Source organism: Stenotrophomonas sp. 109824_Sma, from assembly GCF_056480025.1.
The window spans coordinates 4,441,686-4,464,275 of sequence record NZ_CM151078.1; the positions used below are offsets into that span (position 1 = coordinate 4,441,686).

Consider the following 22,590-nt stretch of genomic DNA (forward strand, 5'->3'; position numbering starts at 1 on the left):
TCAGTGATCGTGGCTCGCGCCAGACTTTTCGATGTCCGCGCGAATCAGGTAGCTTTGCTCGCTGACATAACGTGTACCGGGCTTGAGGCCACCGAGTACCTCGACCAGCTGCCCATCGCGCTTGCCGAGCTCAAGCATGCGCACCTCATACGTGTCGCCCACCTGCGCGAAGACCACGGTGAAGTCACGGAAGCGCTGCAGCCCGGATTCCTTGACTGCCAACGGGACCTGGGTTTCGGACAACACGACCTCGGCCGACACAGCCATACCCGGCCGCCACCGGCCGTCTTCGTTGGGGATGCTGACCCGTGCGACTACACTTTGGCCGGCACTGGCCAAGGGGAGCAGGCTCTGCACCCGTCCTTCGGTTTCCTGAGCGCCAGTGGCTGACCGGAGCGTCACCACCTGGCCTGCTGCAAGCCGCTCGGCGTCGGTGCCCAGTGCTCGCAGGTCCACCCATACCTCGGAGAGGTCGGCGATCTCGAACAACGTGTTGTCTGCCGCCACGTCCCCAACGCTGGTATTACGCGCCAACACGATTCCGCCAAACGGCGCGATGACGGCATAGCTGCGCATGCTGTCATTGCCTTCCACCGTGGCCAGAGTCTGGCCTGCACTGACCCGCTGGCCCATCTCGACCGCAACGCTGCGCACCACGCCGGGAAAACGTGCCTTCACTGCGGCTTGCCGCGCCGTGTTGACGGTCACGTTGCCCATCAAGGTCACCGTGTCACGGATGCTGGCACTGCCTGCGGCTTCCACCACGACGCCCGCATCCTTCGCTGCTTGCGGTTCGATTCGTGTACGGCCTTCATAGGAGGGGTAGCTCCAGCGATGTGACTTGCCTGCTGCGGTGGCCTCGGCCACCACATCAAAGGAGTGCGGCTCAGTGACCTCCCCACTGCCGACGAGATAACCATTCTCCGGTTTGAAACTGAAGGTATTGACCTCCCCGTCCAGACGCTTGAGCTGCATGCTCGCCTGCACTTCGGAAGGCGGAATTGGCTTGTCGTTGCGATACGCGTAAAGGCGGAAATGCGGCGGCGTGTTGGTTTCGTAAACGGTGATTTCGAGGGCAAAATCGCCGTCACGCAGCATGCGCCCTCGATTCGGTCCTCGTTCGTAGTCGGCTGATGCCGCAGCTGTCTCGGTAGAGGCTTCAGTCGCGGCTTTGTCACCGCCGCAGGCGGAAAGGACCAAGGGGAACATGATCAGGAATGCGTAGCGGTTCATGGGCGGATGTCCAGGGCGGAGGCGGTGAGGCGATCAGCCTCGACCAGCAGTCGGAGATAGCGGGCGGCGGCTTCAACTTCGCGCTCGCGAAGGTCGAACAGGGTCTTCTGCGCCTGGCTCAGCGCCAGATAGGAGAATCGGCCTTCCTCAAAGCCACGCCGGCTCTGCTTCAGTGCTGCCTCGGCCTTGGGCAGCTGGCGTTCGCGTACCGACTCGACCTCCAGCTGCGCTTGCCGCAATTGCTGGTAGATGTCGAAAAGTTCCTGTTGCAGTTCGACGGCCTGCGCTTGGCGCCGGGCACTGAGTGCAGACAGCTCGTGGTCGACTTCAGAAACGGAATAGGCTGATCGCTTGCGGCTGCCCAATGGGACAGAAACCGACATCACTAATCCGCTGTCCTTGGTGGCTTCCAGCCGGCGAATGCCCAGGCCCACACTGACATCGGGCCGGGCGGCGGCGAGCGCGACGTTGCGGCGCGCTGCGAGCACGTCTGCCTGGGACTCAAGAACCTGTTGCTGAGGTGTCGAAGGCAGCTTCGCGGCCATCGCCTGGAACTGCTCAAGGGGTGGCAGCACTGAGGTATCACCAGCGACGGCGCCAAAGTCGACCGTAAACGCACCCCATGAAGCTGCGAGCGCATGGCGTGTCGACTCCAGACGCTCCAGCGCCTGGTCGCGCTTGAGTTCGGCGTCGGCAACTGCGATTTCTGCCGCTCGCAGGTCGGAATCAGGATTGCGCGCCGCTGAAACCCAACGCCCGACCTCTCGCTGCAGGCCGCGCGCCATCGCGATGCGCTCCTGCGCGTGTTCCACATGCTCCTGCGCGGCCAGCACATCGATGAACCTTCCTGCGGCCCGGGTGGCGATGGTTACGCGAGTCACGTCCGCTGCTCGTTGGGCCGCGTCGATCTCCGCCCCGCCCAATGCCTGTCGCGCAGCGCGCTTGCCGCCAAGTTCCAGCAGGCGGGATACGCGGAACGTTGCCTCAGCGGCATCCACCCCTGAAACGCTGCCGCTGCCAGCAACGTTCTCCAGTTCCCCGCCAAGAATGATTGGCGCCGGCAGGCCCTCCCGGGCTGCACGGCTGCGGGTTGCCTCCAGCTGCGCGGCATCTGCTGCGACGCTGGGATGAGTGCCCAAGGCGCGGGCGACCGCCTCCTCCAGGCGCAGAACTTCGGCGGCATGGCCAGGCACGGCCATACCGCAGGCGCCGGCAATGGCCAGCGCCCACACACTACGGAATTTCACGGAAGCCTCCGGAAAAATGTCAGAACAACGCGCTGCCGCCCGCTATGACAGGCAGCAGAACAGGCCGCGCGGACGCGGCAGGCGTTGTCAGACGATCGGAGGCCGGAAGGGCGAGGCGGGATAACCCAAAGGCACGCGCAACAGCCGCAATGCGGGCACGTCGGCGCTCAGTGCGAGAGCGGCTACCTGGTGGTGGCCACTGAAGAGGTTCCCTGCAAAGCTTGCGTCTGCCTGGTGCAGCACGCTGTGCGCGCCAGAGGCGTGGTCGTCGTCGAGGTTCTCACTGGCTCCGGCCGGATGGGAATGCCCATGGTCGAACGCAGCGGCGACGTCATGCTCCAGGCCATGCAGTTCGCTCAGCTGGATCACCATCGGCCGCGCCACGACACTCAGCAGCATCAGCGCGAAAAGGCTGATCCGGGCGAGTACACGGTGGCGGGCGGAAAGACGCATGGGATCTAGGGTAAATGCGGCACGTGGCCTTGTCGAGATGGCAGGGCGAATGTTTGCTGAGGAGCGTGCCCGGCTGCCCCGGGCACGCCCTCCTGGCCTGGCCCTACATCTTCTTCAGCTGTTCATACTGCCCGCCCGTACGCAGCAGCAGGGTGACCGGTTCCTCGCCGCGGTTGCGCCAGAACCAGCCGTGGTTGCCGGTGAAAGCGGCCAGCAGCACGCCCTGGTCTGACGCCTCGCCCCGCCCCTTCTCATAGCTGATGGCACGACCACCGCCGTCACCATGGGTGTCGAAGTTCACTACCCCGCCCTGGACCGACCAGGTGTAGGTCGCACGCTCGCCTTCCTTCATGGAAAGCTTGATTTCGGTACCCTGACCGGGCGCCAGCACGACTTCGGCTTCGTCACGCCATTCCGTGGCTGCGGGCGCTGAGGCCGAAGCAGCGGCCGGCTTGGGAGTGACTTCGACTGTCTGGCGATCCCGCGTGGAGACCTGGGTGAGCACGGCGAGGCCCTCCTCGGCCCGGGCATCCATGGCCGCATCCGCTGCGGCTTCTTCGGACAGTTGCTGCTTGATCTGTCCCATCTCGGTCAGACCCAGCATTCGGCCTATACCCAACGGATCCACGGCGTGTTCCGCAGGCAGCACGACACCGATGAGAAGCACGACGGCGATGCCGGCGGCGATGAGGGTAGTGCGCGCCAGCTGACGGCTGCTGGGGAGGTCACTTTCGAGGGGCTTGCTGTTGTACATGATGGTAGGGATCTCTCAAGGATTCAGGAAATGGCGTAGCCGGTCAGCTGCATGCCGATCAGGACGAAACCTGCGCAGAGCATTGCCGCGTTGGCGAAGTAGGCGTGCTTGAAGAAGCTGGCGGTGCGGCGCCAGTAGCCCATCACAATCAGGATGGCGCCCAGGGCAAGCATCTGCCCCATTTCCACCCCGACGTTGAAGGCGAGCAGGTTCGGCAGAAGACCATCGGGGGAGATGTCGTACTCGATGATCTTGGTGGACAGGCCAAAGCCATGGAACAGTCCGAACACCAGTGTCGCGACCTTGGTATTGGGCTGGAAGCCGAACCAACGCTGGTAGGCACCGAGGTTGTCCAGCGCCTTGTAGACCACTGACAAGCCGATGATTGCATCGATCAGATAGCTGTTGATGCCCACATTGAAGAGCACACCCAGCAGCATCGTCGTGGAATGACCGATGGCAAACAGGGTGACGTACAGCGCGACATGCTTCATCCGATAAAGGAAGAAGATCACGCCCAGCAGGAACAGGATGTGGTCATACCCGGTGGCCATGTGCTTGGCGCCCAGGTAAGCGAAGGCAATCAGGTTTACCCCTGATATCTCCTGGATGTAACCCTTGTCGCCCTCGGCGATGGCATGCGCCAGAGCACCATCGGCAGTGAAAACAAGCAGCAGCATGGTTATCGCTGCAAGCAGCGTGCGCGGCCAATGCGACGGCAAGGCCATGGGATGGGCACGGGTGGATAACCCGGAATATGGTCTGGGGATCATGATGGAGTTCTTGAGTGACATGAAATACCACGGTCCTCCGCGCCGCGCCCCGCCACAGGCGCACGGCAACGCCATGCAGATGTGTGCCAGGGCACGCATGCACGTCGTTACCGCGCGGTGGCGCAGGAGTCAGCCGGATCGTGGCCGGAATACAGAGGGGACCTGCGATGCGTTTAGTCGCACGTCAAGCCGCATGCCCGCAGAAAGCAGGCAGCGCGGCAGACATACGCCCGGCATCAGGCCGCGACGATGGGAGGCCTGAACAACGATGAGCGATGATGGGCAATGAACGCTGCCTGGCGATGCCAAGGGTGCACGTCAGGGCCAATTGCTGGATCGTGGAGTGCTTCGTCCAGCAGGATGCCAAGTGACCCGCCCACGTCGGACTGGTGCAGCACGCCGTGGCCGCCCGATGCGTGCAGAGGATCCCGATCTGCAGCATCACGATCGCCCGCGTGCGGATGTCCATGTTCGGCTGCGGTCTGCACCATGTGCTGCAGACCATGCAGCTCGCCAAGATGATTCAGTACCGGGCGCAGAAACATGCTCGCCACCAGCATCAGAAAGATGCTGGTGAGCAGTCGCACATTCGATATCCGGCGCAGTGAAGCCATGCTCAAAGACTAGTGTGTTGCTGGAGCAAAGTCGACACGAAAAACGGGCTTGTTCAGCGTGCGCGCGCTACTGGGGATCTCTGGTGGCACGTCGTTCATCCGGGCCAACGGGTATGGTTGTCATCGATGACAAAACGGTGCGAGTGGCCTTGTTCCGTATGCGCGTGTTCCTGCATATGCGGGTGGTCCGCAGGGAGATCATCATGTCGGTGCGTGATTGCGTCAGGATCATTCGCAGGCCAGGTCCGCCAGGCGAACAAAAGCCCCGCGCAGGCCACCACCGCCAGCGCCAGAACCGCCGCCGGCATGCCCAGGCGTGCCCCTACGGTACCGGCCAGTGGGTAAGCAATCAGCCAGCAGACGTGTGAAAGCGAGAACTGCGCGGCGAACAGGAAGGGAAGGTCAGTGGACTCTGCCGAGCGCCGCAGCAGCCGGCCGCCTGGTGTCACCAGACCGGCGTAGCTCATGCCCAGCAATGCCCAGCCGGACAGCACCAGTGGCCAGCCGATCGCGGAGGGCGTCAGCCACCACGTAACTCCCAAGGCGGCAAGCACCGCAAGCATCATGCTGGCTGCAGACAGCATCACCCGGCGGTCCGGTACGCGGTCCAGGACCTTGGGAAGAATCAGCGCCATCAGCATCGAGCCGCCGCCGAATGCAGCCAAGGCCCAGGCAACCTGGGCTTCGGCACCGCCCAGCACATTGCGCACGACGACCACCGTATTGACGAATACCATCGCGCCACCCGCTGCAGCGCACAGGTTCAGCGCCAGCAGGCCTTTCAGTCGAGGCGTCTTCAGATAGATGCGCATGCCCCGGATGGCCCGTGCATAGGGGCCTTCCTTGCGCGGCGAGGCTGCCACGAACGGGAATGCCGTGATCATGACCAGCAGCGCTGAGCAGACGAAGCCCACCGACGTACCGGCGAAAAGGCCATGGAAGCTGATCACTGTCAGCAGGGCTGCCGCCAGTGCAGGGCTGAGCAGGCTTTCCAGGTCATACGCCAGCCGCGACAAGGACAGTGCACGGGTGTAGTCGCGCTCTTCCTTGAGGATTTCCGGAATGGTCGATTGAAACAGCGGCGTGAAGCAGGCTGATGCCGACTGCAGCAGGGCGATAAGCAGGTACACCTGCCAGATCTGGTTCACGAAGGGTAGGCACAGCGCGGCGGCCGCGCGCACCAGATCCAACCCGATCAGGACCGGCTTGCGCAGATTGGCCGGCACGACCGCGCCGGACATGGGCGCGAGCAGTACGTAGACCACCATCTTGATGGCCAGTGCCGTGCCGAGCACCTGGCCAGCCTGCGCGCCGGCCAGGTCATAGGCGAGCAGCGAAAGCGCCACGGTCGCCAAGCCAGTACCGACCAACGCAATCACCTGGGCAGCGAACAGATTCCTGAAGGTCGGAAAACGGAGAACCTCGATCATGGCTGTCCTCGGAGGAATGGAGTGCAGAAATGCGAGTACCCTGCGGATCCTAGAACGATCCGCAGGGCCGGGCGTGAAACTGTGGAAGGGAACGTACTCAATCGGTTTCCGGCGCCGGCAGTGGGTCCTCGATGCCCGCTGCTTTCCTGCGCGCGGTCCTACGCAGCACCAGCCCGCACAGCGCCGGCAGGACGAACAGGGTCAGCACGGTTGCCGTGATGAGGCCGCCGATGACCACGGTTGCCAACGGCTTCTGCACCTCAGCGCCCGTGCCGGTCGCGATTGCCATGGGCACAAACCCCAGTGAAGCAACCAAGGCCGTCATCAACACGGGCCGGACGCGTTCCATTGCGCCCTGCTCCACCGCCTCGTCCGGCTCCATGCCGTCATGCAGGCGCTTCTTGATGGCGGAGATCAACACCAGTCCGTTCAGCACCGCCACACCCGAAACAGCAATGAACCCCACTGCTGCCGAGATCGAGAACGGAATGCCACGCAGGGCCAGCGCGAAGAAGCCACCGGCCAGCGCCAGGGGTACGGCAGTCAGCACGGTGCCGGTCAACAGCCCGTTGCCAATGGCCATATACAACACCGCGGCAATCAGGATGAAGCACAGCGGCACGATGATGGCCAAACGCTGGGTAGCTGCCTGCAGGTTCTGGAACTGCCCGCCCCACTCGATCCACGAGCCGGTCGGCAGTTGCACCTGCTGTGCGATCGCTACCTTGGCATCGTCCACGAAGCTGCCCAGATCACGCCCCACGACGTTGGCCTCTACATAGATCCGGCGCTTGCCGTTGTCACGGCTCACCTCGTTCAAACCTTGCGTGAAGCGGAAGCTGACGAGCTCACGCAGCGGTACCGAAGGGCTGCCCTCCTGATTCCCCGGCGGCAGCATGACCGGCACCGCACCCAGGACGTCCAGATCACTTCGGTCGACGCGGGGCAGTCGAACCACCACATCGAAGCGGCGGTCGCCCTCGAATATCTGGCCCGCTTGGCGTCCGGCCAACGCGGCCGACACCGTATCAGCCACATCCTTCACGGTCAGGCCATAGCGGGCAATCGCTGCGCGATCAAACGCCATGTCGAAGGTCGGGAAGCCACCGGTCTGGGCCACACGCACATCCGATGCCCCGGGAATCTTCTTCAGCACAGCAGCAATTTTGTCTGCGCTGGTGGCCAGCGCCGTCAGGTCTTCGCCGTAGATCTTCACCGCCACGTCGCTGCGCACACCACCAATCAGCTCGTTGAAGCGCATCTCGATCGGCTGTGTGGCGTCGTAGTTGTTGCCCACTAGGAACGCGGTCTTCTCGCGGATGCGCTCGATGACCTGCTCTTTGGTCTTCACACCATCAGGCCACTGGTCCTTCGGTTTCAGGATGACGTAGTTGTCCGATGCGTTGGGCGGCATGGGGTCTGCAGCAAGGCTCGCCGTACCCGCCTTGGAGTAGACGGTCTGCACCTCGGGAAGCGTCAGCACGGCCTTTTCCAGGGGAAGGTCGATGGCCACCGACTGTTCGATGGACGTGGAAGGAATACGGACAGAGGACAGGTTCAGGTTCTGCTCGTCCAGTGTCGGCATGAACTCACGGCCGACGAAGGAGAACGCCACCGCCCCGGCCAGCAACACGCCCAGTCCGCCGGCAAGATATGGCATCGGTTGCCGGATCGCATTGCGCAGCAACGGCTGGTAGCGGCTCTTCGTGGCCGCCACGACACGCACTTCCTTCTCGGAAATGTGGCCCTTCAACATGACAGCGACCATCGCCGGAACGAATGTCAGCGAGAGGACAAAGGCCGATGCAAGCGCCAGCATCAGGGTGATCACCATCGGCGAGAACATCTTGCCTTCCACGCCCTGGAACGTCAGGCACGGAACAAAGACGAGGAAGATGACCGCCTGTCCGTAGATCGTCGGGCGGACCATTTCCTTGGAGGACGCGATGGTCTCGTGCAGGCGCTCGCTCAGAGTGAGGATTCTGCCTTCGGCATGCTGGCGCTCGGCCAATCGTCGCAGTGAGTTTTCGACAATGATCACAGCACCGTCGATGATCAGTCCAAAATCCAGCGCTCCCAGGCTCATCAGGTTGCCGGAGATGCCCAGCTTGTTCATGCCGATGGCGGTGATGAGCAGGGACAACGGAATTACCAGTGCAGCAATCACTGCCGCACGCCAGTTACCCAGCAACGCGAACAGGATGACCACCACCAGCAGCGCGCCCTCCGTCAGGTTCTTGGCGACGGTCTTGATGGTCGCCACCACCAACTGCGAGCGATCCAGCGTCGGGACGATGCTCACGCCCGGCGGCATGGTCTTGCTGATCTCCTTCAGCTTGTCGCCGACGGCAGCGGCCACGGTGCGGCTGTTGGCGCCCACCAGCATCAGCGCGCTGCCCACTACCGTCTCGTAGCCGTTGCGACTGGCGGCACCTCGCCGCAGCTCGCCGTCGATCACCACCCGCGCAACATCACCCACCGTGACCGGAACACCGTTGCGGTTACCCACCACGGCCCGCGCGATTTCATCCACTGAACGGATACGGGCATCAGCTCGCACCAGATAGGATTCGCCAGAGCGCTGGATGTAGTCCGCACCCACCGAAAGATTTGCATCCTGCAGTGCGTTCGCCAGGTCGGTGTAGGAGAACCCATACTCAGCAAGCTTGGCTGCATTGGGCTCGACCACATACTCCTTCACATAGCCGCCCAGGCTGTCGACGTCAGCCACGCCCGGCGTCGTGCGCAGCTGCGGGCGCACGATCCAGTCCTGTACGGTGCGCAGGTACGCTAGGCGCGCCATGTCATCGGCCAGGCGATCGCCCTGATCGGTCAGGAACGAGCCATCGCTCTGCCATCCGGGCTTGCCATCGTTGCGTGGCGCGTCCTTGCCATCGGGGTGTGTGAACTCGACGCTGTAGTGGAATACCTCGCCCAGGCCAGTGGAAACCGGCCCCATCAGCGGCTCGGCGCCTTCGGGAAGCTGCGGCCGGGCCTGGGTCAAGCGCTCGGTGACCTGCTGGCGCATGAAGTACAGATCGGCACTTTCATCGAAGATGACCGTCACCTGGCTGAAACCGTTGCGCGAGAACGAACGCGTGTTGGCAACGCCGCGCAGGCCCGCCATCGCGGTCTCGATGGGATAGGTCACCCGCTTTTCCACTTCCACCGGGCTGAGCGTGGGGATGACGGTGTTGATCTGCACCTGCTTGTTGGTGATGTCCGGGGTGACATCGATCGGCAGCATGTTCAACTGCCAGGCACCGATGACCGAGATCACCAGCGTGATGAACAACACCAGCCAGCGGTGCCGCACGGCACCTGTAAGCACCTGTTCGATCATCACTCGTCTCCGCCGGACTTGTTCATTTCCGCCTTCACCAGGAAGGCGTTGCGGGTCGCTACGCGGGTTCCTGCGGAAACACCGGAGAGGATCTGCGCCATTCCACCACTACGCACGCCTACGAACACGGGCTGGGCGTTGAACCCCTTCTCCGTGCGCACGAACAGCACGTCTTTGCCATCGATGTTCTGCACGGCTTCTTCGGGAACGGACATGCCACCGGACTGCCCGGCTGACGCCACAAGGCGCACCTGCACGCCGTCACCGACGACAAGTCCGGCGCCAGCGTTTTCCGGCGTAATCACCACGGTTGCGGCTCGAGTCAATCCTCCCACCGCCGTCGCTACAGAACGGACCTTGCCTGATACCACGGTGCCGTCAGAGCGCACGATGGTGGCAGGATCACCGGAGCGGATCCGGCTGGTATCACCCGCGCGCACCGATGCCTGCACCTCCACGCCGTTCGAGCCGGTGACGCGATAGAGGGTGGCCTGTGGTTCAACGAATACACCCAGTGTGGCCTGGGAACTGCTGATGGTCCCGGCGATGGGGCTGACCACCGAAACGCTGCCGCCGCCATCGACGTTGGCGGTGCGAGCCACCAGCGCAGCCCGTTGCGCTTCGGCCTGTGCCGACAGGTAGGCAGCTTGGCTGGCTTCGGCCTCCTGCCGGGCAAGCACCCCCTGCGCCAACAGCGACTGGTCCCGGCTGGCGTTCTTCTGCGCCAGGGAAAGACCGGCATTGGCCACGCGCAGATCTGCTGCAATGCGTGCGCCATCAGGGCTGGCGACCCGTGCAAGGACATCGCCCTTGGCGACCTTGTCGCCCACCTGGCGAAGCACCTCGGTCACGTTGCCTGCGGCCCTGGATACAACCACGGCTTCGCCACCCGGAATGGCAACGACGGAGCCTGCTGCGCCAATGTTGGCTGCCACGTCGGCAGAGGTGACAGCCTCCACGGCAATACCGGCTGCTCCAAGATATGCATCGGGAATGGCAACGGCCTGCACGCCGCCGGTATCTTCAGCGGCAGTGGGCGCAGCGTCTGCCGGGGCAGCCGCGCTGGAGGACTGCGAAAGGCGGGCGATGCCGAAGCCTGCGCCAAGCGCCAGCGCGGCGACGCCGAGCATGCCCAGAGTATTCACGGAAGGGGTGTTTCGCTTCATTCAACGGTCTCCGAAGACGATCTGGCCATTGGCCATTGCAAGTGATGCGTAGGCACGGACCCGGGCAAGGCGCGCATCGACCACGGTCAGCCGCGCTTCTGTCAACGTGCGGCGGCTGAGCAGCAGTTCCACCAGGGGCGTGCGGCCGGCCTCATACCCCAAACGGCCCATGCGGTAGGCCTCGGCCGCGGCTTTTTCACCCTCGGCAGCTGCCTCGAGGCCGCGTCGTGCCGCAGCCACCTGGGACAACGCGGTAGCGCGATCTGCCTGGCTCTGCAGGCGCGCAGCGTCCAATCGCGCCCTGGCCGCGTCGGTACGGGCACGGGCGGCGCTGATGCCGCCACTGTTGCGGTCGAACAGCGGTACGGACAGCGAAAGGCCCACGACCAGCGCGTCCCCACCTGCTGCAAAGCTGCGACGCCCAGCAGACACGCTCAGGTCCGGCGCACGCTTGAGCCTTTCGATACGCAGTTGGGCTTCGGTAGCGTCCACGTCCGCCTTGGCTGTCAGCACCGCCGTGGCATCGCCTGCGGTTGCGCCCACCGTTGGCCAGTCGCGCTCTAGAAGGGACTGGCCCACACCTGAGTACGTCTCGGTCTGGCCGGCCAGCACCGACAACTGCTCAAGAGCAGCCGTCGTCTCGGCATCGCGACTGGCAGCAGCCGATTGCGCCGCGCTCAGGCCGGCCTGGGCTTGGGCGGAACGAAGGCTGGCCTCTTTGCCAGCTTCCACCAGAGCCTTGGCCGCACGCAGGTCGCCCTCGGCGCGCTCCACATCCTCCTGCGCGATTGCCCGGCGAATCAAGCTGGCCTCGGCAGCGGCGTAGGCCACCGCCAGCGCTGCCGAGAACTCAACCTGCGCTTGGTGTTGCCGAGCTTCGGCCGCCTGCAGGCCCTTCTCGCCCGCCTGGATACGCGCGCTCCGCTGGCCGAAGATCTCCAGCGGCTGGGTTAGGGTGTAGGTCGTCTGGCGCTGGCTGCTGCCATTGCTTAAGGGTGCGTTGAGATTCTCGACAAGGCCGTCGATAGTGGGGTTGCGCAATGCTCTGGCCTGCCGGGCATCGCCGGCGGCCGCTGCGGTGTCGAAGCGCTTTTCCTGCAGGTAAGGCGATTGCGCCCTGCTCTGTTCCAGTAGATCTTCGTAGGTGGGCGCGTCGGCGGCCCACGCCACCGATGTGCCGAACAGCGCCAGCAGTGTCGACAAGGCAAGCAATGAGTACTTCATCCAGGGGTCCAGTGCAGTGATGCCGCATCAGCGGTCGTCTCATGCACTACGCGGCCTGTGTGCCGCTCCCCTCACATCTGGGAGATTTTTTTCTAACGACCCAACGCCGAGGCCAGTTTTGCCCGGGCGCGAAGTACGCGGCCTTCGATCGTTTTCAGGCTGATTCCCAGCGCAGCGGCCGCTTCAACCTGGGACAGACCGACGAATGCCGTCAGCACCAGTGCCTCGCGTAAGGCGGGATCGATGCTGTCGAGCACGCGCATCACGCTGGCGAGTTCAAGGCTGGAACTGGCGCTCTGTTCCGGGCCGGCCTGGTCCGATACCAGCGTCCGGCTCTCTTCATCGTCGATGGGCCGGGCCTTGAATAGGAAGTAACGCACGCGGCGGAAACGCTGGGTATCGCGAACCTTGTTGATTCCGATACGCATCAACCACGGAAGCACCGGGCGAGCGGGGTCATACTCAGCCAACGCGCGCCACGCCGACACGAACGTTTCCTGCACGACGTCGTCCACGTCGGTTTCCGGAACGCCCATGCCTCGCACCATCTGTGTGATGGCCGGCGAGTGCCTGCGCACCAGGCGCGCGAATGCCGCTGGGTCACCCGCAGCAGCTTCGACGGCCCAGTTGTTGTCTTCCTCGATCGTCACGCTCAGGCCATGCTTTCAAGGGGAATCGTTGCGCAGTGCGTCCAGCAGCGCCTTGTCGTAGGCAGCGCGGTGATCGGGCTTCAGCCCTGCACGCATCTCGAAGACGTGCTCCAGCGTGATACGCTGCAGATCACCCGCCGCACGCTCGACCTCCCTGCTTGCCGCCTCTACCTGCGGACTCCAGCGAGGATCGGCCGCAATGGCATCGGCAAGTTGACGGTTGGCGATTCGCAAGCGCGCCTCGATCTCGCCCCTGCGCGTCGCAAAGAGCTGCTCTTTGGCCTGCAGGATGTCCTTCTCCGAATTGTCCAGGGGCACCACGGCGTGCAGCCGTTCATGCAGGTCGCTGTGGCCAGGGTTGAGGTAGTGCCAGCCCCAGCCGATCCCCAGGGCGCAAACCACGCCGATGACCGCGCCGGCCAAGGTCGCCAAAGGCAGGCGCATGGCGGTTCCGATAGCCATCAGCGTTCCACCAGCAGGGCGTAGGGGGACATGGCAGACGGCGCCGCGACCCAGGTGGGCCGCGGGTTGGACTGGGTGACGAGGAATGCAGAGCCCACCCCGCCGCAGGTCAGCACCGCAGACAACGCAGCACAGGTCACAGCGCGGCGGAGCTCGCGGCGTCCCGCCCACTTGGCAGGTGGCGGCTCCTGGGCCAGGCGGGCCAGCAGCGCATCGGTTCCCGCGCTGGCATCTGCGCGCGTTGCGTTTGCGGCTTTTGCAAGCCAGTCATCAAGGTTGTTCATCTGCAGATCTCCTCGTCCACATACTTCATACGGCTGCCAGGGCGGCTTCCCCTCGAACACTAGCAGTTGATGAACGTGGTTTCTGAATAGGCCTTCCGGGAGCTCTGCCCCAGCGGGATTCGTCAACGATGTCTGCTTTCGGCCATAAGCGATCGCCTAACCCGGGCTAGACACCGCCCTACTCTGCCAGCGGAGCGAACGATGCTTGGCTTGGCGTCCCCATGACTTTCTGGACAAGCTCGTAACCAGAAACCTCCTCGTACCGTGAGGGTATTCTTGCCTTTAGCCCATGGAGGCGCCGGTTTGCTGTCAATGCGAGCTGGTTGTAAGTGGTCGCTGTTACCCGTCCGCGCTGGGCTCCGTTGTATTCCAGGTTATTGACAGTTGGGATATTGGATGCGACCGAATGGCCGACCACGAAGGCATGGAAGAAAGGCCCACCCTGTATGCCTCCGCTGGAGACAAGTTCATCGACATACTCTGCCGCCTGATTCATTTCTTTGCGACCGATTTCAGAACGCCCTTTTTTCAACTCGATGAGCAGGACATCGCGCATCATCACGAGCTGATCCTTGCCGGTATCAAAACTTTCCGTCCCGACGATTGAGAGAGTGGCATCGGAGAGGACGACGATGTCGGGGCGCTTCGCAGCATTAGCAAAGGTCTGATTCTGCTTTCTCGCTTTGAATAGACTGGTGGCGACTGTTCGCAGGGTGTTGTTCGATGCATACTCCGAACTGTCGAACTCCGGCCCGAACAGCCAACGCGCCTGCGTCACGAGCGGATGAAGGGTATGCAACTCGTCAGCTTCCGGGTCGCCGCTGAGCTTCTCCATGGCGGCAATGATGGACAAACGACTGTCGATCTCATCCAGAACCGTGAGCGCATCCTCCACAGTCCACTGTCCTAGCAATCGATCCAGCCCGTCGATGTCGTGCTCATCCAGCTGCATCAGCTTGTCAAGGAAACTTGAACCGCTTCGTGCCTTCTGAATCTTGATAACCGCTTTGACGACCTTGTTGAGGGTCTCCGGCGGTATCCCTGGCTGGTCATGCACCACGGTCTTTGTGAACTGGGCTACTTCAAGCATGGATCGCCTAGGTAGCGTCCGCAGATCCTCTCGATTCTTGTAGAGCGCGTCTTCTGAGTTCTCCTCGATCAGGTGGGCCGACAACTTCTCGACCATTTCCTGGGCATACCCGTTGGCCGCTTCGAAAAGGTGATCAGTTCGCTCCGTAGTCTTGAACTTCGACCAGTCTGGTTCGATTTCGGAAAGCCACTCCGATCCGCACTCAATCACGAGGGCATAGCGCTTGGCAAAGCGCACCCGCCCATCCAGAACGACCATCGGCCCAACGGTCCAACTCGGCAGCCCGACCAACCGATTGCTCACCCAAAACGCTACGCCTTGGTAGCGGGTGGATTTCGCTGTGCGTGTTGTGTCCACCACATACGCCGTGACATCAAAGCCAGGTTCGACCTGAATCTTGCGTTCCTCCAGAAGGCCCTCATGCTCAGACAGCGGGACGGACTGGCCGTTCACCGAAACGACGAACTGCGGATCGTGCAGGAAGCGTCCTGACAGGACCGTCCTGATCCGATCTGGATCTGGGCGGTGGCGTTCAACCTCCACCAACAACCGGGTGCCATGGCCCGAACGGGTGGCTGTCTCATGGCTTTGGATGTAGAACGGCGACGGCTGATTTCGGGTCCCAATCACGAAGGTAGAAAGAACGCCATTTGTCCAAGTTTCGACCGTGTAATGATCAGAAAAGCACAACAAGCCATGGCGACCAATACCGTTGCGTCCGAAGGCCATGCGTACCCAATCGTCGCGTTCGGAAGGAAACTGGACGTTCGCCCCTTGGCTTCGATGCCTGTTGTATCCCAAGGTCATCCAGCGCTTGCGAAACTGGTCCTCGGTCATCCCGTGGCCATCGTCTTCGACCGACAGCATGCCACTTGTTTCCTCCGGGATGATCACGGCAACCCTGGCAGCCCCTGCATCCCACGTGTTGGCCACCAGCTCAGTGAGCGCCATATCTGGGTCATAGCCAATCCGCCCGAGTGACCGCAGCACGTAGTCTTCCTCAAAGAGAGCTTGGTTGGCTGCCTTGCCCTTCTTGGCCATGGGAATATCCGCTAAGTGCTTGATCGGTAATATGTGCAAGACTATGCCGCCTTCCGCCGAGTTTGGCAAAAAGCTAAGCCCAGCCCATCTCACCTGCCGCGACGCCAGCCGACGCGTGTGCTATTGCCGGAGCGCCGTTCAATCCCCCGCCCGCTCCGCTTGACCCACTTGGTAATCTCCGTCAGCAGGCCGACCAGGAATGTGCCGTATAGACAGCCACTGAGCTAAGCGTCCGCTTTCGGCCAGAAGCGGATATCAGAGTTTCACGTCAGCAGCCCAGCTGCACCCGCTCAGCTGATGCGCTTTGGGCTGGTTCCCGCGGGACGTTGAGCACAATCGGTATCGGCGCCAGCCCAAGCGCTCCTCCGGACTGTCCGGCCTCGCCCCCGCCCAAGCCGCTTTTCCAATGACCTCACCCATCCAAATAGAGTCAAATGGCGCTCCGAAAGCGGTTCGGTTCCGACCAGCAGCGCAACACGCGTGACCGAGCAATGCCTGGCCCAAGGCTCTACCTATAGCGAAGACGGTGCGGCCGACGATCAAGCACGCTACCGTTGCCCAGAATGCCTGAGCATCCAGCGGAGAGGGCACCGAGGGAAACGAGCTACACGCTCGAAGTACGACGCCAGCGAACAGCACGACCGCCAACGATTGAATTCGGGTCAGTGCAAGGGCGACTCGGAACGCGAACCATGTGCTTTCGGGCACTCACGCGCGCATCCATTATGGCTGTGAGCCCGTGTTGGTGATGCTTCGCTGGGACGCCTGGTGGGACGACCACAAGCGTGTGCATCGCATCCGCAAGGAAGAAGGCGCTTTTTACGGCGTCGCCGGCAACCGATCAAGGTGGTCACGACACCCAATACTCTGTAGGACATTCACTGTCCCCAGTGACGCCCTGTTCGATGGACGTCGCTTCCGGCTACTAGAGGTGCTGGATCGCCCGCACCACACCAACAGCAAAGGGCTCTCACCCATACCACCGGCGCCCCCCCCTGCACAAGCAGTTCATCCCAGCCCCATCCCTTGGTGGGCGAGTACACCCAGTTTCGGAGCCTTCTCAAGCTGCGAAGCAAGTGCGCTACGAACCCGGCTAAGCAGGGCTTTCCCTTCGGAGCTTTCTATCGCCGCATCACCAAAAACCTCCAGTTCCCGGATGAGCTCGCCAATCTCCAAGGTCCCGCGGTTCTCGGCATCCGAGGCCATTTCCTGATAGGCCCAGTCAATGTAGTCCCACATGCTAGTAGGATTGGAGTGGCCGCTTAAAGAAGCCACCTGTGCGAGTACCGTTGCTGCTGCCTCAACGCCAAGAATCCCAATGTTTCGAAGCCTCTTGATCCGATCGATGACCTGAAGAGTTATGTACCTGTGTCGAAGCATATGAGCCGTAGCGCGCTCTGAAACTCCGGCAAGCGCCCGCAGATCCGAGAAAGTCTGGCTCACCGTTGCAGCAGCTAGCCTTGAACCGCTCTGAGAGCAGAAGACCCAACCCTTGTCGCGACTCCCCCGTCCGGACTTGGTATGGCGGCGCATATGCATTTCCCGTTGCACCCTGATGTACTTCATGACCTCCTGCAAAGTTAGTGCGGGAACAGGAACCAGACGTATAGGGTTCCCCCTCCTCTTCGAGGTCCGCACCTTCAGCATGCCATCACCCTTCGATGCATCAAGTACATCGGTGACCCTGATCCAAACAAGCTCTTCGCGCCTGATCCCGGTATCCGCGAGTATCAGGAGCATCGCGCGATTGCGACTCTTTACAAAGGTGCGCTTCGCGCTTCGCTCGCACTGCGCCAGGAGTCGGCGAAATACCTCAAGAGGCATTGGTCGTACGACTCGCTTTGCACCACTTGGAAGCATCGCTGCATGCCTGTCCGAGGACACCCGGTCCAGCCGTTTCGTCCTCACCACGCGCCTTTCAACCGTGATAATCGCCTGCTCACCAAGCCGGCCGATCTGGGAAGGGCCGAGACTGATACATTCGGCCCAGCCAATGAAAGCGAGAACACGTGAGAGGATACGATTGATGTGCCTTGCGCTGGACTCATCCCGAACCACCAGCCAATCAGCAAACTCGATCAGATGATCATCATCGATCTCTCTCAGCTCCAGGCGACGCAAGTACAGAAATCGTACCAGCAGGCTTAGCTCACTCGCATAGGTGGATATCGTACCTACCGTCAGCCCAAGGCGTCGGCAATGAACTAGGTACGCATTCACTTCCCAGCAAGAACGGCCGTTTGGGAAGAACACCACCTTCATGCCTCCTGCGGCGCCCCTATCGAGGAACGAGGTGACGCGTCCAACCCCCGGTAAGCGGAATTGATTGCTGGCCCTCCTACACAAACCACCATCAATCTTCACTTCACTACCCGCAGGGAGCTAGAGCCGCGGTACCGATCGAAGTGTCGCTTTAGCTCATCGGCTGCGACCTCCGATCCAAGAGCCAGCCTCTTGAAGCGTTGCACGAGATCACTGTACCTAGCGGTCATGTCCAGAACAGCATCCTCCAGCCAAGCCTCATCTTCCTGCTGTGCAACAGGCTTCCTCGCGGCCCCCAGAAGCTCTCCGATGGCACGCCTAAATGCTTCCATCCCGCCTGGGTACAGCGATTCCACATTGTTCCTGAGTGTTCGAACCGACATCGGAAAGATGCCTCGAGCCTCATCATTCATCCCGGCAAGATCACTCATGCGTCTAAAGAGATCACTATGCTCTTCAAGAAGGGACCCAACTGCCACCGCCTCGTCCAGGATGGCGATGATGCCCCGAACACTCCGTTCAGCACGAAGCTGCTTGTCCCGCACACCCGCAGCTACCTGTCCTTTACTGAGCCTTGGCATCATTCCCCTCTGTGCGAAATGAGGATTGTGAACGTACTACGATCGCCGGTTGTAATCTGAATCGGCTTGACACTGATCTTTCGCTCCTCAGAGAGCATCTCCAGATACTCCAAGACATCATCATGATCGAGAACAGCGAGATCGTCGCTTCCGAAGTGCTCGAGAAGAAGCGCCTTCAATTTTTGGGCAGATTCCGAGCCATCACCTGAGTTCACAGCCGCCATCGCCAAACAGGCTTCTGCATGACTGATCTCCTTGCCCGTCATAGACTCCTTCACGTATCTCCAAGTCTCCTCGACATCATGATGACCCATGAGCCACGCGAGCGCAGGTAGAGATGACTCTTCCCCCTCCGAATGAAAGAATGTCATAGCAAAGCTCCTTCGCAGTTGATGAGGCTCAAGCACCCATCGCTTTCCGTCGGGGCCACGGAGATCAAAGTAGTCACTTATGAGCTGGAGAACGACGCGCGGATGATTCTCACTGAATGGCCTGATGCCCTGCATTCCGACGAAGAACATCACGCGATCATCCAGCAACGAATCCTCCCTGGGCATCACCCGAAGTAGTTGCGTCCTGAGATTGTTCATGATCGATATCGCCATGGCAACGATACGTGGCACAGGCTTGTCAAACCTCGGCCTCTCGTTCCCTTCCCCCCGCTTTGCCTGGTGAATCGTCAAGTGGTAGCGACCATCAGATGCCAGGAGCGCATGCAACCCCATGTCAATGATCTCGGATCTCCTTGCACAAGCAAACAAGGCCACAAGTCCAAAGCAAACTCCTAGATGGATTCGGATCAGTCCGAGAACCAAAGGGAACAACCGATAGGGTTCCAAATCACAGTACCTGTCATCCCCTCTCTCCCTGAAACGCTGGGAAACGAACCTCGAACAGCGTACTAGTGGACCGGTTTCAATCAGCGCTTCCGCATCCTTCAACAATGCAGTTGGCGACCGGTGGCCAAGGTCACCACTTTGGGCGATTTCATCAATCAACCCTGCAAGGTGAGCCTCCAATGCAGGCGCCTCCTCAAGCATCCACGCACACGCTGACCTAACAAACTGCCTACAGACGGTCGGTGGCAATGTCGCCGTGCGGCCCGACTGTTCTCTGCGAAAAGGTCGGCAAGCATCGCGAACCTCGCGAACATTGCTCAAAGCCCACGCGCTTAGGCTCTGGACGGAGTGCGAGGCCTGAGCCAGTAGCGGAAAGATATCCGCATAGCCGCTGGTGGTACGAGCGCCGCGGCTTAAGTCGCGTTCTCCTCGGTACCCGTACTGGGTCAGATGGCTCCGAAATGCGGGACTACTGCGCAGCCTCTGCCAGTCCACCGATATAGTCGCGCCAATGGCGACCAAACTCAACTGGTTTGTTTCCGTCAAGCCAAAGTGGTTCCTAACCTCATCCGCGTCTAACCGTTCCAACGGAATCTCAGCCGAAAGGTAAGAGCTAAGGCGCTCAATGAACCGCCCCGTCCCGCAAGACCCCGCCTCAGCATAGGACTCCATGAATGCCTCTACGTCGTCCAGATGAGCGACTAGGAGTCCGTCACGCAGGAACTTCTCTTCGTACTTAAGGGCCAAGAACTCTGCGAAGAGAAACAGTGCGCCGTGAACTGATCTGAGCGACCGGGTTGATCCACGGACCTTCGCTACGGCGATGATCAACGCCTTACATTGTTCACAGATAACTGCGTGAGATGATGTGCTCAATCGTCCCGTTGGTAGCAGTAGATCCCATCTCAGAACCTGCCCACCGCGACTCTTCTCACCGACTTGGCGCAGATCTCTCTTTCCCGTCTCAACTCTCCATACAGATTCGTGGACCGCGGATTTCAGCCACCACGGACGCACTAATGGGCTCAAACCGGTTTGGGTCCGACTGAAGAAGGACAGGACCTCCGAGGGAAGTTGAGCCATCACCGGATCTCCGGCAGCCGAATGCGAGAAATGATGACAGTCTTTCTAGCCAATGCACACTCGACAAGATCAGTGATCTCAATCAATGCCGGGGGCAATGGCGCAGTCAGCGCATCCACAAAGTCTCTCCAGAATCGCGGGGCAACTCCGGTCCGGAGATCAGGTCGATCCAGGAAGGTCGCACTGGCGCTTTCCAAGCGATCCCGGTAGAGCATTGCAACCGCCAGTGCATCAGGATCCTTACAGAGGATCAGTCCCGCGCCAGGAGAAGCGGCCTTGTACACACGGCGGGGAACCTGAGCTTCAGCAGCCTCGTCCGCGCTACCCGAGAGGAACAGGTGGAGGTCCTCAACCGTCGAGAAATCCGACACTTCAAGAAGCCGCTCGTGATCAGAAAATGCTTGAACGATCAGTCTGTTCTGGTGCCGCCTAACCTGCCTCTCAAACAAGGCGATGCGAAGGGCATTTGGGACGTAGTGCCCCAAGGTCGTCTTGACCGATCGGTGGCCAAATATCCTCGCCGCTACGACAAGATCACCATCTGCCTCAAGGAACTTTAGCACTCCGGAGTTCATTCGTAGATTCTTGTAGGTGAGCTTCTCTCTCCATGGAGCGAGCTCGGCATGGCGCTCCCCGAAGTTCGTTGCCCGGGTGACCATGCCGGCTCCCCTGACACTGCGCCAAGCTTCAGATGCACCAAGTGCATTCAGGAACGCTTTCTCCGAGAAGGCTTTCAAACGGTAGTCGAGGCTACTGATGCCAATCCAAAGATGGTTTGCATCCTTCCTTCTCCCTTCCTGGATCATCCGAGTACGTACGGGCTCGGTCCACTCGAAGACCTTCACAAGAACTCGCTGGGCAAGAGGCGAAAGCTCCACACTCTTCTCCTCGCCCGCACGCAGCTTCTCCACGCTAAAGCGGATACCCCCTTTTCCGACAAGACCATCGGAGGAGATGTAGGTTCCACCATGACGATCCCTTTCTATCCTGGCCCTGTACAACGCCACCGGGTTAAGAATCGGGTGTTCAATGAGTAGGATCAGTATGCAGACCGCCGCCTGCTTGCTACTCATGATGCCAAGGTATGGCAGGAGCTCGTTCTTTCCGAACGAAGAAACGAAGTCCCAGATTCTGCTAGACCCATCTAAGATGGATGCCTTGCTCGACTTCACATCGAATTTGCGTCGCTGCCTAGGAATCCCGCCCATATCAAAGACGCATATCCCCAAGGCAATCCTGAGACCCTTCTCATATCGCTCTTGATTCAGCAGGTGCCCCCAGTTCTCTCGGGAGAATCCGCCTCGGCGATGCGCCTTAAGCTCATGTAGTGAACCTACATCGAAACGGCTAATTTCAGCCAAGCCTCTCTCTCGTTGAGCCACGAACTCCTCGAAGTCCTTCACTGCGCAGCGGAGAATCGTGTTTACTGCCTTCCCAAGTTTTTCCTGATAGCGATCTAGGTACTCTGCACTTCCATCAACGATTGAGATCGACTCGAAGAGATTGTCGTTGTATGAGTTCTGTGCCGAATTCAAAGTCTTTGGGGCGTTGTTCAGGCACACTGGTGAGTTTGCAGCATGCTCCCTATCCGCAATGATGAGCGCGCGAGGCGGAGCGGAGATGGCAGCCAATTTCGATTCGACGAAGTTGATTGCACCGGTCTGAACAAGACAGGGGATGAATCGAACAAAGCTGGTCCACTGATTCGTGATCGTAGTTAGCGCGACTCCAACCGCCGCTCTGGCCGCGTAGAACTCACCCCGAAGATCAGACAATTGCGCGACCAAGGCAGCGGAACTCATTCGACGACTTGGAGCCGGCCACCCCCTTCTTGCACCGAGGGCCTGCCAGAACTGAAGGACGCAGCGAACCGAGTACGTGTTCTGGGCCGCGACGTAGCGCCTTGATAGCTTGACAATTGCGTCGACAAATGCGGCTTGACCGCGAGGTCCGATCCAACTCCGAAGAAATGTGAAGTCAATCGACGCTACTCCATGCGCCCGACCGATCGCCCTTACCGTGATCCAAAGTCCGTCCGGGCCCGTTTGGACCTCGCCGACA

The 22,590-nt window shown here is 61.0% G+C and carries 18 protein-coding genes; all 18 read right to left on the bottom strand.

The window, feature by feature from the left end; genetic code table 11:
• A complete protein-coding gene (locus ACZK1G_RS20885) occupies positions 1 to 1,233 on the bottom strand; it encodes an efflux RND transporter periplasmic adaptor subunit (protein ID WP_197622000.1) in 1,233 nt (410 codons plus the stop codon).
• The gene (locus ACZK1G_RS20890) at positions 1,230 to 2,480 is read right to left on the bottom strand and encodes a TolC family protein (RefSeq protein ID WP_197621999.1); all 1,251 of its coding nucleotides are present in this window, start codon (positions 2,478 to 2,480) and stop codon (positions 1,230 to 1,232) included. Before ACZK1G_RS20890 ends, ACZK1G_RS20885 begins: the two co-directional genes overlap by 4 nt.
• 87 nt (positions 2,481 to 2,567) lie before the next feature.
• Entirely contained in the window at positions 2,568 to 2,933 is a 366-nt protein-coding gene (locus ACZK1G_RS20895) for a hypothetical protein (RefSeq protein WP_197621998.1), read from the bottom strand.
• Between the two features lie 103 nt (positions 2,934 to 3,036).
• Entirely contained in the window at positions 3,037 to 3,687 is a 651-nt protein-coding gene (locus ACZK1G_RS20900; protein ID WP_046984177.1) for a hypothetical protein, read from the bottom strand.
• Positions 3,688 to 3,710: 23 nt separating this feature from the next.
• Entirely contained in the window at positions 3,711 to 4,559 is an 849-nt protein-coding gene (locus ACZK1G_RS20905; RefSeq protein ID WP_429000183.1) for a HupE/UreJ family protein, read from the bottom strand.
• 137 nt (positions 4,560 to 4,696) lie between these two features.
• Positions 4,697 to 5,074: a hypothetical protein gene (locus tag ACZK1G_RS20910; protein ID WP_197622166.1), complete on the bottom strand. Its 378-nt coding sequence runs from the start codon at positions 5,072 to 5,074 to the stop codon at positions 4,697 to 4,699.
• Positions 5,075 to 5,169: 95 nt separating this feature from the next.
• Positions 5,170 to 6,504: an MFS transporter gene (locus ACZK1G_RS20915; protein WP_197622165.1), complete on the bottom strand. Its 1,335-nt coding sequence runs from the start codon at positions 6,502 to 6,504 to the stop codon at positions 5,170 to 5,172.
• A 97-nt stretch (positions 6,505 to 6,601) separates the two neighbouring features.
• Positions 6,602 to 9,847, bottom strand: a complete 3,246-nt coding sequence (locus ACZK1G_RS20920; protein WP_197622164.1) for a CusA/CzcA family heavy metal efflux RND transporter — start codon at positions 9,845 to 9,847, stop codon at positions 6,602 to 6,604.
• Positions 9,847 to 10,857 (bottom strand): efflux RND transporter periplasmic adaptor subunit, encoded by a 1,011-nt coding sequence (locus ACZK1G_RS20925; RefSeq protein ID WP_275575464.1) that lies wholly within the window; start codon positions 10,855 to 10,857, stop codon positions 9,847 to 9,849. The genes ACZK1G_RS20920 and ACZK1G_RS20925 overlap by 1 nt, the downstream gene beginning before the upstream one ends.
• 156 nt (positions 10,858 to 11,013) lie before the next feature.
• Positions 11,014 to 12,237 carry a TolC family protein gene (locus ACZK1G_RS20930; protein ID WP_065428117.1) on the bottom strand — a complete coding sequence of 408 codons (1,224 nt, stop codon included), beginning with the start codon at positions 12,235 to 12,237 and terminating at the stop codon, positions 11,014 to 11,016.
• Positions 12,238 to 12,329: 92 nt separating this feature from the next.
• Positions 12,330 to 12,887: an RNA polymerase sigma factor gene (locus ACZK1G_RS20935; protein ID WP_143048169.1), complete on the bottom strand. Its 558-nt coding sequence runs from the start codon at positions 12,885 to 12,887 to the stop codon at positions 12,330 to 12,332.
• Positions 12,888 to 12,902: 15 nt separating this feature from the next.
• Positions 12,903 to 13,349, bottom strand: coding sequence for a periplasmic heavy metal sensor (locus ACZK1G_RS20940; RefSeq protein WP_046984169.1), 447 nt, complete (start codon positions 13,347 to 13,349; stop codon positions 12,903 to 12,905).
• The gene (locus tag ACZK1G_RS20945) at positions 13,349 to 13,633 is read right to left on the bottom strand and encodes a CnrY/NccY family anti-sigma factor (protein ID WP_046984168.1); all 285 of its coding nucleotides are present in this window, start codon (positions 13,631 to 13,633) and stop codon (positions 13,349 to 13,351) included. Before ACZK1G_RS20945 ends, ACZK1G_RS20940 begins: the two co-directional genes overlap by 1 nt.
• A 178-nt stretch (positions 13,634 to 13,811) precedes the next feature.
• A complete protein-coding gene (locus tag ACZK1G_RS20950) occupies positions 13,812 to 15,764 on the bottom strand; it encodes an ATP-binding protein (RefSeq protein ID WP_071227722.1) in 1,953 nt (650 codons plus the stop codon).
• Between the two features lie 1,008 nt (positions 15,765 to 16,772).
• A complete protein-coding gene (locus ACZK1G_RS20955) occupies positions 16,773 to 18,026 on the bottom strand; it encodes a tyrosine-type recombinase/integrase (RefSeq protein WP_081352257.1) in 1,254 nt (417 codons plus the stop codon).
• 98 nt (positions 18,027 to 18,124) lie between these two features.
• A complete protein-coding gene (locus ACZK1G_RS20960) occupies positions 18,125 to 18,571 on the bottom strand; it encodes a hypothetical protein (RefSeq protein ID WP_046984166.1) in 447 nt (148 codons plus the stop codon).
• A gap of 35 nt (positions 18,572 to 18,606) precedes the next feature.
• On the bottom strand, positions 18,607 to 19,647 hold the full coding sequence (locus ACZK1G_RS20965; RefSeq protein ID WP_197622162.1) for a site-specific integrase: 1,041 nt from the start codon (positions 19,645 to 19,647) through the stop codon (positions 18,607 to 18,609).
• Between the two features lie 881 nt (positions 19,648 to 20,528).
• Positions 20,529 to 22,331 carry a hypothetical protein gene (locus ACZK1G_RS20970; protein ID WP_143048170.1) on the bottom strand — a complete coding sequence of 601 codons (1,803 nt, stop codon included), beginning with the start codon at positions 22,329 to 22,331 and terminating at the stop codon, positions 20,529 to 20,531.
• Between the last annotated feature and the right edge of the window lie 259 nt (positions 22,332 to 22,590).

Excerpts from the sequence above, each read along its gene's own strand:
- ACZK1G_RS20905 (WP_429000183.1), bottom strand. The coding sequence starts at position 4,559 with ATGCGTGCCCTGGCACACATCTGCATGGCGTTGCCGTGCGCCTGTGGC.
- ACZK1G_RS20940 (WP_046984169.1), bottom strand. The coding sequence starts at position 13,349 with ATGGCTATCGGAACCGCCATGCGCCTGCCTTTGGCGACCTTGGCCGGC.
- ACZK1G_RS20895 (WP_197621998.1), bottom strand. The coding sequence starts at position 2,933 with ATGCGTCTTTCCGCCCGCCACCGTGTACTCGCCCGGATCAGCCTTTTC.
- ACZK1G_RS20885 (WP_197622000.1), bottom strand. The coding sequence starts at position 1,233 with ATGAACCGCTACGCATTCCTGATCATGTTCCCCTTGGTCCTTTCCGCC.
- ACZK1G_RS20920 (WP_197622164.1), bottom strand. The coding sequence starts at position 9,847 with ATGATCGAACAGGTGCTTACAGGTGCCGTGCGGCACCGCTGGCTGGTG.
- ACZK1G_RS20915 (WP_197622165.1), bottom strand. The coding sequence starts at position 6,504 with ATGATCGAGGTTCTCCGTTTTCCGACCTTCAGGAATCTGTTCGCTGCC.
- ACZK1G_RS20955 (WP_081352257.1), bottom strand. The coding sequence starts at position 18,026 with ATGAAGGTGGTGTTCTTCCCAAACGGCCGTTCTTGCTGGGAAGTGAAT.
- ACZK1G_RS20910 (WP_197622166.1), bottom strand. The coding sequence starts at position 5,074 with ATGGCTTCACTGCGCCGGATATCGAATGTGCGACTGCTCACCAGCATC.
- ACZK1G_RS20945 (WP_046984168.1), bottom strand. The coding sequence starts at position 13,633 with ATGAACAACCTTGATGACTGGCTTGCAAAAGCCGCAAACGCAACGCGC.
- ACZK1G_RS20930 (WP_065428117.1), bottom strand. The coding sequence starts at position 12,237 with ATGAAGTACTCATTGCTTGCCTTGTCGACACTGCTGGCGCTGTTCGGC.
- ACZK1G_RS20950 (WP_071227722.1), bottom strand. The coding sequence starts at position 15,764 with ATGGCCAAGAAGGGCAAGGCAGCCAACCAAGCTCTCTTTGAGGAAGAC.
- ACZK1G_RS20900 (WP_046984177.1), bottom strand. The coding sequence starts at position 3,687 with ATGTACAACAGCAAGCCCCTCGAAAGTGACCTCCCCAGCAGCCGTCAG.
- ACZK1G_RS20965 (WP_197622162.1), bottom strand. The coding sequence starts at position 19,647 with ATGCTTGAGGAGGCGCCTGCATTGGAGGCTCACCTTGCAGGGTTGATT.
- ACZK1G_RS20970 (WP_143048170.1), bottom strand. The coding sequence starts at position 22,331 with ATGAGTTCCGCTGCCTTGGTCGCGCAATTGTCTGATCTTCGGGGTGAG.